General features: G+C 62.2%; 14 protein-coding genes. 10 read left to right on the plus strand and 4 right to left on the minus strand.

The window, feature by feature from the left end; genetic code table 11:
- Window positions 1–79: 79 nt before the first annotated feature.
- Window positions 80–2,944 carry an excinuclease ABC subunit UvrA gene (gene uvrA / locus CE_RS07510; RefSeq protein ID WP_006770412.1) on the plus strand — a complete coding sequence of 955 codons (2,865 nt, stop codon included), beginning with the start codon at window positions 80–82 and terminating at the stop codon, window positions 2,942–2,944.
- Here the strand turns inward: uvrA and CE_RS07515 are convergent.
- Entirely contained in the window at window positions 2,941–5,139 is a 2,199-nt protein-coding gene (locus CE_RS07515) for a DUF2339 domain-containing protein (RefSeq protein WP_081462115.1), read from the minus strand. The two genes, uvrA and CE_RS07515, sit on opposite strands and share 4 nt — an antisense overlap.
- A 304-nt stretch (window positions 5,140–5,443) precedes the next feature.
- On the opposite strand from CE_RS07515, the gene infC reads away from it, so the two are divergent.
- From infC to rplT, 3 genes are read left to right on the plus strand one after another with little or no spacing between them, the layout of a single operon-like run.
- Window positions 5,444–6,055: a translation initiation factor IF-3 gene (infC, locus tag CE_RS07520; protein WP_006770416.1), complete on the plus strand. Its 612-nt coding sequence runs from the start codon at window positions 5,444–5,446 to the stop codon at window positions 6,053–6,055.
- 28 nt (window positions 6,056–6,083) lie between these two features.
- On the plus strand, window positions 6,084–6,278 hold the full coding sequence (gene rpmI, locus CE_RS07525; protein WP_006770417.1) for a 50S ribosomal protein L35: 195 nt from the start codon (window positions 6,084–6,086) through the stop codon (window positions 6,276–6,278).
- Between the two features lie 59 nt (window positions 6,279–6,337).
- Complete coding sequence (gene rplT / locus CE_RS07530) at window positions 6,338–6,724, plus strand: 50S ribosomal protein L20 (RefSeq protein ID WP_006770418.1); 387 nt, start codon at window positions 6,338–6,340, stop codon at window positions 6,722–6,724.
- A 224-nt stretch (window positions 6,725–6,948) separates the two neighbouring features.
- On the opposite strand, the gene CE_RS07535 is transcribed toward rplT, so the two are convergent.
- Window positions 6,949–8,163, minus strand: coding sequence for a hypothetical protein (locus CE_RS07535; protein ID WP_006770419.1), 1,215 nt, complete (start codon window positions 8,161–8,163; stop codon window positions 6,949–6,951).
- Window positions 8,164–8,510: 347 nt separating this feature from the next.
- Window positions 8,511–8,918, minus strand: a complete 408-nt coding sequence (locus CE_RS07540) for a four-helix bundle copper-binding protein (protein WP_006770420.1) — start codon at window positions 8,916–8,918, stop codon at window positions 8,511–8,513.
- Between the two features lie 196 nt (window positions 8,919–9,114).
- Here CE_RS07540 and CE_RS07545 point away from each other — a divergent pair, with 196 nt between their 5' ends.
- The 4 genes from CE_RS07545 (at window position 9,115) to CE_RS07560 (ending at window position 13,531) form a co-directional block, all read left to right on the plus strand.
- Window positions 9,115–10,044: a carbohydrate ABC transporter permease gene (locus tag CE_RS07545; RefSeq protein WP_006770421.1), complete on the plus strand. Its 930-nt coding sequence runs from the start codon at window positions 9,115–9,117 to the stop codon at window positions 10,042–10,044.
- Window positions 10,044–10,880, plus strand: a complete 837-nt coding sequence (locus CE_RS07550) for a carbohydrate ABC transporter permease (protein WP_006770422.1) — start codon at window positions 10,044–10,046, stop codon at window positions 10,878–10,880. Before CE_RS07545 ends, CE_RS07550 begins: the two co-directional genes overlap by 1 nt.
- A gap of 77 nt (window positions 10,881–10,957) precedes the next feature.
- On the plus strand, window positions 10,958–12,283 hold the full coding sequence (locus CE_RS07555; protein ID WP_006770423.1) for an ABC transporter substrate-binding protein: 1,326 nt from the start codon (window positions 10,958–10,960) through the stop codon (window positions 12,281–12,283).
- A gap of 39 nt (window positions 12,284–12,322) precedes the next feature.
- Window positions 12,323–13,531: an ABC transporter ATP-binding protein gene (locus CE_RS07560; protein ID WP_006770424.1), complete on the plus strand. Its 1,209-nt coding sequence runs from the start codon at window positions 12,323–12,325 to the stop codon at window positions 13,529–13,531.
- A 2-nt stretch (window positions 13,532–13,533) separates the two neighbouring features.
- Here the strand turns inward: CE_RS07560 and CE_RS07565 are convergent, their stop codons facing one another.
- Window positions 13,534–14,244, minus strand: coding sequence for a glycerophosphodiester phosphodiesterase (locus tag CE_RS07565; RefSeq protein ID WP_006770425.1), 711 nt, complete (start codon window positions 14,242–14,244; stop codon window positions 13,534–13,536).
- Between the two features lie 88 nt (window positions 14,245–14,332).
- Here CE_RS07565 and CE_RS07570 point away from each other — a divergent pair, with 88 nt between their 5' ends.
- On the plus strand, window positions 14,333–15,151 hold the full coding sequence (locus tag CE_RS07570) for a TrmH family RNA methyltransferase (protein ID WP_006770426.1): 819 nt from the start codon (window positions 14,333–14,335) through the stop codon (window positions 15,149–15,151).
- 111 nt (window positions 15,152–15,262) lie between these two features.
- Complete coding sequence (pheS, locus tag CE_RS07575; RefSeq protein WP_006770427.1) at window positions 15,263–16,300, plus strand: phenylalanine--tRNA ligase subunit alpha; 1,038 nt, start codon at window positions 15,263–15,265, stop codon at window positions 16,298–16,300.
- Window positions 16,301–16,320 lie beyond the last annotated feature (20 nt).

Genomic DNA, 16,320 nt, shown 5'->3' on the forward strand with positions numbered 1-16,320 from the left:
TCTTCGTTGGTATGTTCGAAGGTATTGCTTTCATTGGTTTCATTTCTCCCCACACTATTTCTGAAGGGCAGTTGAGCAAGTGGCTGATCGCCTCGTAGTGCGCGGTGCGCGCGAACACAACCTCAAGGGCGTGGACATTGACCTGCCACGGGATTCGATGGTGGTGTTCACCGGCCTCTCCGGTTCCGGAAAGTCCTCCCTGGCCTTTGACACCATCTTCGCCGAGGGCCAGCGCAGGTATGTGGAGTCCCTGTCCAGCTATGCCCGCATGTTCCTAGGGCAGATGGACAAGCCCGATGTGGACCTGATCGATGGTCTCTCCCCCGCGGTGTCCATCGACCAGAAATCCACCAACCGCAACCCACGGTCCACGGTGGGCACGATCACCGAGGTCTATGACTACCTGCGCCTGTTGTTCTCCCGCGCGGGTACCGCCTACTGCCCGGAATGTGGCGCGCCCGTGCAGCGCCAGACCCCGCAGGACATGGTGGATCAGATCCTGGAGATGGAGGAGGGGCTGAAATTCCAGCTCCTGGCCCCGGTGGTGCGCACCCGCAAGGGTGAGTTCGTCGACCTCTTCGCCGACCTCGCGTCCCAGGGGTACTCCCGTGTGCGTGTCGACGGTCAGGTGTACCAGCTCAGCGAGCCCCCGACGCTGGAGAAACAGATCAAGCACGACATCGACGTGGTGGTCGACCGCCTCCAGGTCAAGGCCAGCCAGAAGCAGCGCCTCACCGACTCCCTCGAGACCGCCCTGCGGCTTGCCGACGGCGTGGTGGTCCTCGAGTTCGTCGACCTGGACGAGGACGACCCGAACCGTCTGCGTCGTTTCTCCGAGAAGATGAGCTGCCCCAACGGCCACACCCTGGCCATCGATGAGCTCGAACCCCGCGCGTTCTCCTTCAACTCCCCCTATGGTGCCTGCCCGGCCTGCGACGGCCTGGGTGTGCGCACCGAGGTGGACATCGATCTCATCGTGCCCGACCCGGAGGCCCCCGCGGTCAAGTCGATCCAGCCGTGGAACTCCAGCCCCAACTCCAAGTACTTCGAGAAGCTCATCGAGGGTCTGGCCGCGGCACTGGACTTCGACCCCCAGACCCCCTACAACAAGCTCACCGCCGCCCAGCGCAAGGCCCTGATCCACGGCTCCAAGCAGGAGGTCAGCGTCCGCTACAAGAACCGTTACGGACGCGTCCGCGCCTGGACTGCCCCCTTCGAGGGTGTCATGGGGTATTTCGACCGCAAGCTGGAGCAGACCGACTCCGAATCCCAGAAGGACCGTCTGCTCGGTTACACCCGCGAGGTGGCCTGCCCGACCTGTCAGGGCGCACGCCTGAAGCCGGAGATCCTCGCCGTGCGGCTGGATTCCGAGTCCCACGGCCAGCTGTCCATTGCCGGGCTGACCGCCCTGTCGGTCACCGAGGCCTTCGAATTCCTCAACAGCCTGACCCTGGGCAAACGCGAGGAGATGATCGCGGGTGCGGTGCTCAAGGAGATCCGCGCGCGCCTGAAGTTCCTGCTCGATGTGGGCCTGTCCTACCTCACCCTCAACCGCGCGGCCGGCACCCTGTCCGGTGGTGAGGCCCAGCGCATCCGCCTGGCCACCCAGATCGGTTCCGGCCTGGCCGGCGTGCTCTATGTCCTCGATGAGCCGTCCATCGGCCTGCACCAGCGTGACAACCAGCAGCTGATCAGGACCCTGGAACACCTCCGTGATATCGGAAACACCCTCATCGTGGTCGAGCATGATGAGGACACCATCCGGCGCGCCGACTACCTCGTCGACATCGGCCCCCGCGCCGGTGAATACGGTGGCGAGGTGGTCTATCAGGGTGAGCCGAAGGGCATCCTCGAGTGTGAGGACTCCATCACCGGTGCCTACCTGTCCGGTCGTCGCACCCTGGGTGTGCCCGACACCCGCCGGGAGATCGACCCGGACCGCAAACTGAAGATCGTCGGTGCGCGGGAGAACAACCTCCAGAACGTCGATGTGGAGATCCCCCTCGGTGTCCTGGTGTGCATCACGGGTGTCTCCGGTTCCGGCAAGTCCACCCTGATCAACCAGATCCTGGCGAAGGTGCTGGCCAATCAGCTCAACCGTGCCCGCCAGGTACCGGGACGCGCCAAACGGGTCGAGGGAGTGGAGCACCTGGACAAGCTCGTGCAGGTGGACCAGTCACCGATCGGCCGGACCCCGCGCTCCAACCCGGCGACCTACACCGGTGTCTTCGACAAGGTGCGTAACCTCTTCGCCGAGACCACCGAGGCGAAGGTCCGTGGCTACAAGCCGGGACGCTTCTCCTTCAACATCAAGGGTGGCCGGTGCGAGGCCTGCCAGGGTGATGGCACCCTGAAGATCGAGATGAACTTCCTGCCCGATGTGTACGTCCCGTGTGAGGTCTGCGAGGGCAAACGCTACAACCGTGAAACCCTCGAGGTGCACTACAAAGGCAAGAACATCGCCGAGGTCCTCGACATGCCGATCTCCGAGGCGGCGGAGTTCTTCGAACCGATCAAGTCCATCCACCGCTACCTTGCCACCCTGGTTGATGTGGGACTGGGATATGTCCGTCTCGGCCAGGCCGCGACCACGCTGTCCGGTGGTGAGGCACAGCGCGTGAAACTGGCCTCCGAGCTGCAGAAGCGCTCCAACGGCCGCACCGTCTACATCCTGGATGAGCCGACCACCGGCCTGCACTTCGAGGACATCCGCAAACTGATGATGGTGATCCAGGGGCTGGTGGACAAGGGCAACTCCGTGATCGTCATCGAGCACAACCTCGATGTGATCAAGGCCGCCGACTGGATCGTGGACATGGGGCCCGAGGGCGGTTCCGGTGGTGGCACAGTCGTGGCCGAGGGCACGCCCGAGCAGGTCGCCGAGGTGGAAGGTTCCTACACGGGTCAGTTCCTCAAGGAGATGCTCCAGCCGGTTAGCTCTTAGACGGTGGTGGTCTCTGCGGGGGTTGGGGTTGCGTCGTCACGCTTCGCATCCCCGGTGCGCCGACCGCGCAGGGAGGCGATGGCCAGCAACGCCAGCCCGGAGAGCAGGAATGCAATGGCGCGTGGCACACCGCTGAGTGCCACCAGGTCGAAGAAGACCAGCTTGACGGTGCCCGCGACCGCCAGGCCGACACCGGTCCACAGGGCACCGGGTTCGGTGAGCAGTGAGCGGTGGAGCATGAGGACGGCGGCGAGCGCCATCCATAGGATGGACACCGTGGCATGGCCGATGAGGAACCCCAGGTGCATGCCGGTGTTCCCACCGATGAGGTTGCCCAGGTAGGTGGTGATGGTGACGATGGCCGTGGCAGACAGATACAGCATTGTCGCCCCCACGAGCAGCTGCAGCCACAGGGGCCGGTGGTAGAAACTCTCCCGGGCCAGGACCGTGGCCGCGATGAACCCGAGGATGAGCACCGCCTGGATCAGCGCGGAGGTATCCGTCAGCCAGACCGGCGCCAGCACGATCACATGGCGGAACAGCACGCCGGTAATCAGCACGGCACCCCACAGCCAGGCCACCCACGGCACCACACCGAGATTCCTGTCGCGGGGGAGCTGGCGCAACCAGATAAACAGCGCGGAACCGGCGATGAGATAGACAACCACCGGCAGTGCACCATCGAGGAACTGACCGGGTTCCATGGGCGGGCCGTTGTAGCGGATGCCCACCAGCACCGCGGCCACCAGGGCCAGGCCCATCACTGCGATGAGGCGGGCGATGCGCTGGTATTCCACAGGCGTGGTGGAGGCATAGAGCCCGTCGGTCTGCGTTGGCCTATCTGTCAGCACCGCGAACACACCGATCGCCGCGATGAGAACCGCCGGCAGGAGGGTGAACCACACGGCGTCCAGGCGGATGAGGGGGACCGACAGGCAGGCCACGATCGGCACCGGCAGGACCACACCCACCCAGGCGGCCACCGGATCGGTTTCGAAACTGCGCCAGTACTCCGCCAGGGCAATCTCCGAGCTGTCACCCTCACGCGGCTTCACTGGATCCCACAGGGTGAGGATTACCAGCAGCACCGGCGTGATGATGCCCACGCAGGCGGCCGGGAGCATCAGGGCATCAGAGGAGGAGATGAGCATGAACTGCAGGATCGTGGCCATGATGGCCATCGCCAGACGGATGCGGTTGTCCGCCACGGTGTAACTGGCCAGCAGCGCGACAATGATGCCCGCGATCGGCCACCAGGCATCGAAGGAGGCTGCGAACATCCAGGCCACCAGCGCGGTGACAATGGCGACGGCCAGCAGGACAGACCGGGCCTCGGCGCGGGCCTTGGCACCCTTGCTGTCCCCCTTCCTGTCATCGGAGAGACCGACCCCACGCTCACCACCGGACCCCAACCCCAGCTTCCGGCCCAGACCTGCCCAGGTTGCAGCCACCACCAGGAATACGGCGTTGCCCAGCAGCACCACCAGGGATCCCAGGCCGGGTGGCCACCACTCGAGGATGAAGATGAGGGCGGAGGTGGTGGCCACGAACGCGATCTGCGCGGTCACCATCAGGGCGATGATGCCCTCCACGCGGGTGCCGCGTTTGCGCAACCACGCTGCCGCGCCGAAGAGCAGGGCACCCACCAGGTACGCGCCGAGGACCCGTCCCAGCGGTCCCAACCAGCCACGCTGGATGGCCACGGAGACCAGCAGGATGATGCCGGCGATGGTGATCGCGGCACCACCGATGGCGACACCCCGCATGATCTTCTCCTCCGTGGTCATCGGAGGCTTCACCGGGCGTGTCGGTTTCTGCGGGCGCGGATACGGATTGGGGACCCGTTGGGCCACCGGTGCGACCGGGGTCAACGGCCGCGGCGCGGGCTGTGGTGCGGGCTGCGGGGGAGCGGCCTGGTGAGGGGCCGGGGAGGTTGCCGGGGGAGCCGCCGGTGGCGTCGCAGGCGGGGGAGCGGCGACCGACGTCCCACCCGGAACCCCGGAGGAGACCTCCCGCGGCGGGGTGGGGGCGGCGTCGACAAGCGGGCCGGCGGTACCCGCTGGGCTGTCGGTGGTGTCCATGCGCGACACCAGCGCATCGATCTCCCGGCTGGCCTCCGCCATCGCGGACGCCGAGGCAGACAGCTTCGACAGGGCCGAACGCAGGGCCAGTCGATCACGGTGAGTGAAGTTCATGACCCGAGCGTAGGCCGGTTACAACCGGTCAGCCCGGAATGTCACCAGTTTGTTATAAAAGCCTCGGGCGTGGCTGAAAAAGTCGCTGTGAAGAGTAGACGGTTTTGCCTTTTGTGGTTTATGCTGTTAGAGTTCTTACCACTACCGCCTGGTACGTATTTATACGGATCAGGCCGCAAGAGGAGATCTTCCCACCTAAGGCCGCCGAGCAATCGGTTGGATACAGGTAAAGCAAGTAGTGCTGACACGGACTAGTGCCCGTGTACAACTCTTGATAAGTCAGATCTCCCGTTCATTCCAGTGGATGAACGGGTTTTTGGTCTGTCAACGGGGCAATTTCCTCAAGTGGTACGGTACGTCATCATTTTCCCGCACTGCTAACAGAGGAGTCCACATCAGCGCTGAAGCTCGCATCAATGAGCGTATCCGAGTTCCCGAGGTCCGTCTTGTCGGTCCCAATGGTGAGCAGGTAGGCATCGTCCGTATTGAGGATGCTCGCAAGCTCGCGTTCGACGCAGATCTTGATCTGGTCGAGGTTGCACCCACTGCCAAGCCACCGGTCTGCAAGATCATGGACTACGGAAAGTTCAAGTACGAAGCAGCCCAAAAGGCCCGCGAGTCACGCAAGAATCAGCAGCAGACCGTAGTCAAGGAGCAGAAGCTTCGTCCCAAGATCGATGATCATGATTATGAGACGAAGAAGAGCAATGTGATCCGCTTCCTGGAGAAGGGATCCAAGGTCAAGGTCACGATCATGTTCCGTGGTCGTGAGCAGGCCCGACCAGAACTTGGCTACAGGCTCCTCGAGCGTCTGGCAAATGACGTAGCCGAATACGGTGTCGTCGAAACCCGTGCGAAGCAGGATGGCCGCAACATGACGATGGTCATCGGTCCGCTCCGCAAGGGCAAGAAATAAACACGATTAGGGTTTAAGGACAACTTTCATGAAGAACAAGACCCACAAGGGCACCGCTAAGCGCGTCAAGGTGACTGGTTCCGGCAAGCTCGTCCGCGAGCAGGCTAACCGTCGCCACCTCCTCGAGGGCAAGCCCTCCACCCGCACCCGTCGCCTGAAGGGCATCGTCGAGGTTTCCCCCGCGGACACCAAGCGCATGAAGCGCCTGCTCGGCAAGGCGTAATAGACGCTTCCGTCTACACCCATTCCACTTTTCAAGATCAGATTTAAGGAAGTACCACCGTGGCACGTGTCAAGCGGTCCGTCAACGCTAAGAAGAAGCGTCGCGAAATTCTGAAGTCCGCAAAGGGCTACCGCGGCCAGCGCTCCCGCCTCTACCGTAAGGCGAAGGAACAGTGGCTGCACTCCATGACCTACGCGTACCGCGATCGTCGCGCACGCAAGGGTGAGTTCCGCAAGCTGTGGATCCAGCGCATCAACGCCGCTGCCCGCATGAACGGCATCACCTACAACCGTCTCATCCAGGGCCTGCGCCTTGCTGAGATCGAGGTCGACCGCAAGATCCTCGCCGATCTGGCTGTCAACGACTTCGCTGCCTTCTCCGCCATCTGCGAGGCTGCCAAGGCTGCCCTGCCGGAGGATGTCAACGCACCGAAGGCTGCTGCATAAGACACTGCCTAGAGCAGTGCCTGCACACTAGGAACCTGTCCCTCCCCGTCACCCGGTCTATCCGGGCGCGCGGTGGGGGACAGGTTCTTTTGTCTACCCTTGCGACGAAGTGATCAACTCCTGTGCGGCCACTGTCTTTCAGCCAGCAGGGAGCAAAGATTGATTTTCGGTCAGGTAGTTCCGGAGATCCTGAAGGCACCGCCACCGAGGTCTGCTTGTAATACTCAGTCAGCTACTTGGTAAGGAACATCAATCCCCAAGTGTTGAATGACGACACATTGGTTTATCAACTGCGGTTTAATGATTCGCTTATCAACAACGGCCACCTTATCTGGATATTCAACAAATCGGTCGGCACTGATCACGAACGTTTTAGAATCATGACCGGCTGCATCTAGAATCGCTTCGTCTGCACTCTCTTTATTAGCCATTACATTAACTCTTACGTCAGGCAATTGGCTTCTCAGATCAGCGTCATCTCGCAAGTCCAGTTTCTTCAAAATCGACCCATCAAATACCACGGTAAGTTCGTACTTCTTCTGCAGTTCTGCGCAGAGGTTCTGTAACGCAACCAACCCGATGAAATGAGACTCTTCATAACAAAGGTTGCTGCCATCGATGATTAATGATGCCACTTCTTGAGCATCCCGCAGTAAGATTTCCTCAATCCTCAGCTCCAACTTTTTCGCATCGCGTTTTCTGCTGTCGATCGTTCTTTTATCCCTACTCAGAGAATTTTGAGGTGATCCATTATCCAGGACCCGCTCAGACTCCTCGTGAATCTTCTTCCGTTCGAATCGACCTGCATCACCGGGGGACTGGTTCAACCGAGCGACTAGTTTTTCAGCTTTGTTAATTCTGTCTTGTAGATAGTCAATTTCCTGCCAAGTCTTTGTCAGCTCTCTTTCTAGTAATTCTAGCTTTGCATCTAATACAGCTTTCCGCTTGAGCACCTCACTGAGCTCGACATACTCGCTTCCGATTTTGTGGACAGAATCAGCGAGTTCCATTTCTAATTCTGAAAGATCAAGAGAGGAATATCGGTGGAGGAGTTCACTTCTGGAAGCCACCTCTCCGCGCAATTCACTCAGCTTCTGTTCTTGCTCACTTTTTCTAGCTAGTTTCTTTCGTAGCGGGTCCGACGTGTCGTCTTTCTTGTCCCATATGATGGAAATCCAGCCTATGGATTTTCTCTTACCAGAGTGGGCCTGTTCCGATGCCTTCTTTTCGAGCTTCAGGATCTCAGAATCAAGCGACTTGATACTCTTAACAAGGTCTCTTTCGGTAGCTGACATCTCTTTGACTTCTCGAGTCACAGCCGACATATCAAAAGACTTGTACCAATGCAGTTGTGCTCGGAGGTCTTCCACCTCAGCACTATACTGCTCGATGAGTGCCTCTAGCTCTTGTTCTTTGACCGTGTATGGATTGTCGATCATAGCTCTACTCTATCCATTGAGATCCAAGCCTGTACCATTTCCGTCCCAGTCCCGTCTTCCTCTTTATATCGAGTTGAAAAGTTCGAAGGACGTAAAATCAGCACACGAGCAAGTGAGGCGATTCTCTTCACCCGTGAACGGGCGCTGTTCACGGGAATACAAAGAGTCTTACCGAGACTGACGGTGCGGAAATGACAAATCTCTAAGGGGCTGAAGGATAATTTGCCATTCAGGGTGGGAATTAGGGTGATTCTGAAGTCGGAACTTCGGTCGGTTTCGGGTTAAGCAAAACTCTTTGGCATAGCGCTCACCTGATATTCTTCACCTGTCGCGAGCTCGATGCAGGATTAGCTGATAGTGGCCAGCAGCTCGATGCAGGCCTTCTCGCAGCGGCGGCAGGCCTCCGCGCACAGCCGGCAGTGCTCATCGTGGTCGGCGTGGCGCTCGCATTCCTCGGCGCAGGCGGCGCACGCGGCGATGCAGGCGTTGAGCTGGGCGCGGACCACGGTCAGGTTGCTGCCCGTGCGCCGGCTGAGCACGGCGACGGTGGTGGCGCAGATGTCGGCGCAATCCAGGTCGGTGCGGATGCAGTTGCGCATCTCGGCCACCGCGTCCTCGGCCAGGCAGGCGTCGGCGCAGGCGGTGCAGGTCTGGGCGCAGGCGCCCGCGGCCTCCAGGACCTCAGCGAGCTTGTCGACGTCGAGACCATCCGTAGGGTTGGGGTGTGCGGTGATCATGGCGTGGATGTTGTTCATGGTGCCTCCTCAGGGGGTCGGTCGTTGGTGTCGGGGTTTTCACCGCCCGAGGGTAGCGAAAAGCCGCGGTGGGGCACAGTGGCTACGCTGACTTCACCTGTCGTTCACCGCAAACTCATGGTCTAGATATTTATAACCTCATCAATTCATATAGAGATCACCATTCCGACACCTGGGTCTCCTAACATTCCCTCTCGTGTCCACAACTCTTCTTGAGCCGGAAGTGGACGATCTCAGAAAGAAAGCCAAACGTTCCCGCAGGAACGAGTGGTGGTTGGCTGCTGTCCTGTTGGCGCCCAACCTGCTGCTCCTGGCCCTTTTCACCTATCGTCCCCTTCTGGACAACTTCCGTCTGTCCTTCTTCAGTTGGAACATCTCCTCACCGACCTCCACCTTCATCGGGCTGGACAACTACATTGAGTTCTTCACCCGCGCGGACACCGCGCAGGTGGTGCTCAACACCGTGGTGTTCACCTTCTTCGCGGTCGCCGGTTCGATGTTCTTCGGCCTGGCTCTGGCAATGCTGCTGGATCAGAAACTCCGGGGCCGGAACTTCGTCCGGTCCATGGTGTTCGCGCCGTTCGTGATCTCCGGTGCCGCCGTCGGTGTGGCGTTCCAATTCGTCTTCGACCCCAATTTCGGCCTCGTGCAGGATCTGCTCGGCCGCCTCGGGGTGGATACGCCCAACTTCTACCAGGACCCCAACTGGGCCATGTTCATGGTGACCTTCACCTTCATCTGGAAGAACCTGGGCTACTCCTTCGTCATCTACCTCGCCGCCCTGCAGGGGCTCAACCGGGACCTCGCGGAGGCGGCCGCTGTCGACGGTGCCAGTGCGTGGACCAGATTCTGGCGCGTCACCCTGCCGCAGCTGCGCCCCACCACCTTCTTCCTGTCCATCACCGTGCTGCTCAGCTCCGTGCAGGTCTTCGACATCATCCACACGATGACCAGGGGCGGCCCGCTGGGCAACGGAACCACGACACTGGTGTACCAGGTCTATACCGAGACCTTCACCAACTACCGGGCCGGATACGGCGCGACGGTGTCCACCATCCTCTTCCTCACCCTCCTGATCATCACCGCCATCCAGGTCCGCTATATGGATAGGGGGGCCAGGAAATAATGATTGCCACCGACCGCGGTCCACTCATCAAGATCATGGGATATGCGAGCATGATCCTCGCCGTGGTGTTCATCGGCCTGCCCCTGGTGTTCATCGTGCTCACCAGCTTCAAACAGCAGTCCGAGATCTACACCCAGCCGGTGACCTGGCTGCCGGAGCAGTTCAACTTCGACAACTACCGCAATGTCTTCGACCGGGTGCCGTTTTTCGACTACTTCCGCAACTCGATCCTGATCACCATCATCCTGTGCACCATCAAGATCATCCTGGGCATCATCTCCGCCTACGCACTGGCGATCCTGCGCTTCCCGGGGAGGAACCTGGTGTTCCTCCTGGTCATCTCCGCACTGATGGTGCCGTCCGAGGTGACGGTGATCTCCAACTACGCGCTGGTCAGCCAGCTCGGGTGGCGTGACACCTACCAGGGCATCATCATCCCGCTGGCGGGTATCGCCTTCGGCACCTTCCTCATGCGCAACCACTTCATGTCCATTCCCCACGAGCTGATCGAGGCAGCACGCATGGACCACTGCGGCCACTTCAGGCTGCTGTGGAAGGTGCTGCTGCCCATCTCCCTGCCCACCATCGTGGCATTTTCCATGATCACCATCGTCAACGAATGGAACCAGTACCTGTGGCCGTTCCTGATGGCGGAAACCGAGGCCTCGGCGACCCTGCCGATCGGCCTGACCATGCTGCAGAACAACGAGGGCGTCTCCAACTGGGGACCGGTCATGGCGGCCACCATCATGACCATGCTCCCGGTCCTGGTGATGTTCCTCGCCCTGCAGCAGTACATGATCAAGGGCCTGATCTCGGGTGCGGTCAAGGGGTAAACCCCCGGGACACCCACCCGCAACAACTGAATAACCCACCCCGTTTAACACCCTTTCTGAAAGGTCACCGAAGACCCATGTCTTTCAATCCACAGCTGAGCCGCCGCCACTTCCTCGCCGCCGTCGGTGTCGCCGGCGCCGGAGCCACCCTGACCGCCTGTGCCGGTACCGGTGCCAGCACCGACACCGCCGATGCCACCACCGCCGAGGGTGCGACCAACACCATCGTCTGGTGGTCCAACCACCCCGGTAACTCCAAGGACGTGGAGCTGGAGATCATCTCCCGCTTCGAGGAGGAGAACCCGGACCTGACGGTCCAGCTTGTCGACGCCGGCGCCAATTACGCCGAGGTCTCCCAGAAGTTCAACGCCGCCCTGTCCGGCGGTGACCTCCCCGATGTGGTCGTGCTCTCCGACACCGAGTGGTTCAACTTCGCCGTCAACGGTGCCACCGCCAACATCGACGAGGTGGCCAAGCGCAACAACATCGATACCTCCTCCTACGTCGACTCCCTCTACAACGACTACGAGCACGACGGCGGACACTACGGACTGCCCTTCGCGCGTTCCACAACGCTGTTCTACTACAACCGCGAGCTGTGGAATGAGGCCGGCCTGCCCGACCGCGGCCCGGAGTCCTGGCAGGAGTTCAGCGAATGGGGCCCGAAGATCCAGGAGGCCATGGACTCCGGGAAGGCCCTCGGCTGGGGCGACGCAGTCAACTACCTGTCCTGGACCTTCGAGGGTCCGATGTGGTCCCTCGGTGGCAACTACTCCGTGGGTTGGGAGTCCCGCCTGACCACCCCGGAGACCATCCGCTCTGTCGAGTGGCTCAAGTCCACCGTCGACGAGGGCTGGGCCACCGTGTCCACCGACCTCACCAACGAGTTCGCCACCGGCATCGTCGGTTCCTGCATCCAGTCCACCGGCAGCCTGGCCTCCGTCGAGGCGGCCGCCACCTTCGACTGGGCTGTGGCACCCCTGCCCAACCCGACCGGTGAGGGCGCCTGCCCGACCGGTGGCGCAGGTCTGGGTATCCCGTCCGGCATCTCCGAGGAGCGACAGGACAACGCCATCAAGTTCATCGACTTCCTCACCAACTCCGCCAACACCGGTTACTGGTCCCGCGAGACCGGTTACGTCCCGGTCCGCAAGGATGCCGCCGAGGATCCGGAGCACCGCGCATTCCTCGATGAGAACCCGGCCTACAACGTCGCCGTCGAGCAGCTGCCGGATACCCGCGTGCAGGACAACTACCGCGTGCTGCTGCCCAACGGTGACCGCACCATCGGCGACGCACTGGAGAAGATCCTGCTGACCGGGGCGGACATCGATGTCACCCTGGCCGAGACCGAGCAGCAGCTCGACACCATCTACAAGCGCGACATCGAACCACTGCTCTAACAACCGTCCGCTTTCGTCAGTCAAGAAGGAAACAACACCATGGCTTCCATCGTCTTCGACGGTGTCTCACGCATCTACTCCAAGGGCGCCCGCCCCGCGGTGGATAAACTCACCCTGGAAATCGCCGACGGGGAATTCCTCGTCCTGGTCGGACCGTCGGGATGTGGTAAATCCACCTCCCTGCGCATGCTCGCCGGGCTCGAGCCCATCGACGAGGGCCGTCTGCTTATCGACGGCCGCGACGCCACCGGGTTGCGCCCCCAGGACCGCGATGTGGCCATGGTGTTCCAGAGCTACGCCCTGTACCCGAACATGACCGTCCGGCAGAACATGGGCTTTGCCCTGAAGAACCAGAAATACCCCAAGGACGAGATCAACCGGCGCGTCACCGAGGCCTCACGCATCCTCCAGCTCGACCCCTACCTGGACCGCAAGCCGGCGGCCCTGTCGGGTGGTCAGCGCCAGCGTGTGGCCATGGGGCGCGCCATCGTGCGTGAACCCGCCGTGTTCTGCATGGATGAACCGCTGTCCAACCTGGATGCGAAACTGCGGGTGTCCACCCGTGCGGAGATCTCCGCCCTCCAGCGCCGCATGGGGGTGACCACCGTCTATGTCACCCACGACCAGATCGAGGCCATGACCATGGGCGACCGCGTCGCGGTGCTGCTCCACGGGGTGCTGCAGCAGGTGGACACCCCGCAGAACCTCTACGACCATCCGGTCAATGCGTTTGTGGCCAGCTTCATCGGCTCGCCGTCGATGAACCTCATCGAGGGCACGATCCGGGGTGACTCCGTCAAGCTGGGTACCGGCATCACCATCCGGGTGCCCGGTGAGGTCGCCGCCCACATCCGCGGCAACCGCGCCGATTATGAGGGCCGGTCGGTCATCGTGGGTGCCCGCCCGGAGGCGATGTATCTGACCAGCCCCCAGGAATCGGGGGCGATCGCCTGCGAAGTCAGCCACATTGATGAACTGGGTGCTGACTCCATGGTCTATGTCCGGGCCGCCGGGGTGAAAAACCCCAACACCGATGTCCTGGGCGAGGGCGTCCCGGAGGATATGCGCATCCAGGTCTCCCCGGCCGGTCAGCAGGACACCGCTGAACTGGGGATCCGGGTGGAACGCCACCACGGGCTGCGCCCGGGAGACGTCGTCCATGTGGTGGCGGCCCCGGACAGTGTCCACCTCTTCGACGGCACCCATGGCCGCCGCGTCGGGGAGGGCACCAGCACCCTGGTTGGCTAAACCTACCAGGTCAGGGGATGGGATTCCGGTGACCCCGGGCGGAAACGCCCGGGGTCACTGACCGTCGCAAAGTCCACACCGGCGGCCTCCACGACGGCCAGGGCGTGCTCATCACGGATGGTCCAGCACCCCACGCGCACCCCGCGGGCGTGGTAGTTGGCCACCAGCTCCGGGGTGATCATCTCCCAGTGGGGGAGGAACGCCGCCAGGTTCGCCGCCGGGATCTCATCGAGGACATCGACATCCTGTGCCAGTTCGGCGCGCAGCACGCCCACCTGGGCCCCGGGCAGCCGGTCGGTCAGCTCCACCAGGGCGGCATCGTGGAAGGAGATGAACAGGATCCGCTCCAGCTGTTCTGGTCGCCGACGGAACAGGTCAGCCAGCGGAGCCACCGCGCCTGGGGCCTTGATCTCCACCTGGATGGGCAGGTCGGTGGCTGCCAGGACCTCCTCCAGAGTGGGAACACTCTTGCCGTTGGTCAAGGTGATCTCCTTGATCTGTGCCGTCGTCAGGGAGGCCATCGGCGCATCCCGGTGTGGGGAGTCCGGGGCTGCCACCCGCCGGGCGGTGCGGTCGTGGATCACCACCAGTTGATTGTCCAGGCTCGCATGCACATCCAGTTCCACGGCATCGGCGGGCGGGGCAGCCAGGAAAGCGGCCATCGAGTTTTCCAGTTCCAGGTCTTCAGCACCACGGTGCGCCACGATATACATGGGGGAAAATCTACGTGCCCCAGATGACCGCCGCATCAACTTCACGTGAGCATCTATCGTGTCCACCCCGGCTGATAACGTTGACGCCATGGCATTGGATTTCACCGAGGCGTTCACCGAACGTACCCCCCGTATCGTCAACGCAGCAAAACTCCTGAAAACAGCACAGCGGAAGAAGACCCATCAGTTCCTAGCGGAGGGGGAGAACTCCGTGGAGGCGGCGATCGCCACCGGCGCGGCCACCGACCTGTTCGTCACCGAGCAGGCCGCGGAGAAATTCGAGGAGATCGTCCGCACCGCCGGCTACATGAATGTCTATACCCACCCCATCACCGACCGGGCCGCGAAATCCCTCAGTGACACCGTCACCACCACCGGCATCTTCGCCCTGTGCAATGACGTGCTGTGGACCGTCGGCAAGGCCGTTAACTCCCGCTCCCGGCTGGTCAGCGTGCCGGTGGAGACCCGGGAACCGGGCAACGCCGGCACCCTGATCCGTGTCGCGGATGCCGTGGGTGCGGATGCCGTGGTGTTCGCCGGTGAGACCGTCGACCCGCAGGGCCCGAAGGTTGTGCGGGCCTCGGCCGGGTCACTGTTCCACGTGCCGGTGGCGCGCAACGTCAACATCGATGACGTGCTCGGCCAGCTGCGCTCCCAGGGCCTGCAGATCCTGGCGACCGCCGCCGACGGTGAGGTGGACCTGGATGATGCCGGTGAACTGCTCAGTCGGCCCACCGCCTGGCTGTTCGGCAACGAGGCGCACGGGCTGGGGGAGGAACTGCTGGCCAAGGCAGACCACCGGGTGCGCATCCCGATACGCGGACGCGCGGAATCACTCAACCTGGCGACCGCCGCCTCGATCTGCCTGTATGAATCCTCCAAGGCACTCTTCGCCGACGAGGCCTGACCCCGCCCCGGCTGTGTGTGCCGGGACGGAGTATGATGTCGGGGTTAGTTGTCGAAGGAACCATTCACTCGATATGTCACGGAAAATCCAAGGGAAGGGCTGGACTACACGGTGTCCGAAATTCAGTTGACCGAAGCCAGTTTGAATGAGGCGGCCACCGCCGCCATCACGGCTTTCGACGGTGCAGACAATCTGGAGGAGCTCGCCGCCCTGCGCCGCGACCACCTCGGTGACAACGCACCCATCCCGCAGGCCCGCCGCTCACTGGGGACCATCCCCAAGGACCAACGCAAGGACGCCGGCCGCTTCGTCAACATGGCGCTCGGGCGCGTCGAGAAGCACTTCGCCCAGGTCAAGGCCCAGCTGGAGGAGAAGCGCAACCGTGAGGTGCTGGAGCAGGAGCGTGTGGACGTCACCGTGCCCACCACCCGCACCCAGGTCGGTGCGCTGCACCCGATCACCATCCTCAATGAGCAGATCGCCGATATCTTCGTCGGCATGGGCTGGGAGGTCGCGGAGGGCCCGGAGGTCGAGGCCGAGTACTTCAACTTCGACGCCCTGAACTTCCTGCCCGACCACCCGGCGCGCACCCTGCAGGACACCTTCCACATCGGGCCCGAGGGGTCCCGTCAGGTGCTGCGTACCCACACCTCGCCGGTGCAGATCCGTTCCATGCTCGACCGTGAGGTCCCGATCTACATCGCCTGCCCCGGGCGGGTGTTCCGCACCGATGAGCTCGATGCCACCCACACCCCGGTCTTCCACCAGATCGAGGGCCTGGCCGTGGACAAGGGCCTGACCATGGCGCACCTGCGTGGCACCCTGGACCACCTGGCCCGTGAACTCTTCGGACCGGAGACCAAGACCCGCATGCGCTCGAACTACTTCCCCTTCACCGAGCCCTCGGCCGAGGTCGATGTCTGGTTCCCGAACAAGAAGGGTGGCGCCGGCTGGATCGAATGGGGTGGCTGCGGCATGGTCAACCCGAATGTCCTGCGTGCGGTGGGCATCGACCCGGAAGAGTACTCCGGTTTCGCCTTCGGCATGGGTATTGAACGCACCCTGCAGTTCCGCAACGGTCTGTCGGATATGCGCGACATGGTGGAGGGCGATGTCCGCTTCACCCTGCCGTTCGGTATCCAGGCATAGCCGTCCCAGCACCCACATCA

This window comes from Corynebacterium efficiens YS-314, from assembly GCF_000011305.1.
GTDB lineage: Bacteria > Actinomycetota > Actinomycetes > Mycobacteriales > Mycobacteriaceae > Corynebacterium > Corynebacterium efficiens.

Coding starts and splice junctions, on each gene's coding strand:
- CE_RS07515 (WP_081462115.1), bottom strand. CDS start 5,139: ATGAACTTCACTCACCGTGATCGACTGGCCCTGCGTTCGGCCCTGTCG.
- infC (WP_006770416.1), top strand. CDS start 5,444: ATGAACGGGTTTTTGGTCTGTCAACGGGGCAATTTCCTCAAGTGGTAC.
- rpmI (WP_006770417.1), top strand. CDS start 6,084: ATGAAGAACAAGACCCACAAGGGCACCGCTAAGCGCGTCAAGGTGACT.
- CE_RS07535 (WP_006770419.1), bottom strand. CDS start 8,163: ATGATCGACAATCCATACACGGTCAAAGAACAAGAGCTAGAGGCACTC.
- CE_RS07540 (WP_006770420.1), bottom strand. CDS start 8,918: ATGAACAACATCCACGCCATGATCACCGCACACCCCAACCCTACGGAT.
- CE_RS07550 (WP_006770422.1), top strand. CDS start 10,044: ATGATTGCCACCGACCGCGGTCCACTCATCAAGATCATGGGATATGCG.
- CE_RS07555 (WP_006770423.1), top strand. CDS start 10,958: ATGTCTTTCAATCCACAGCTGAGCCGCCGCCACTTCCTCGCCGCCGTC.
- CE_RS07560 (WP_006770424.1), top strand. CDS start 12,323: ATGGCTTCCATCGTCTTCGACGGTGTCTCACGCATCTACTCCAAGGGC.
- CE_RS07565 (WP_006770425.1), bottom strand. CDS start 14,244: ATGTATATCGTGGCGCACCGTGGTGCTGAAGACCTGGAACTGGAAAAC.
- CE_RS07570 (WP_006770426.1), top strand. CDS start 14,333: ATGGCATTGGATTTCACCGAGGCGTTCACCGAACGTACCCCCCGTATC.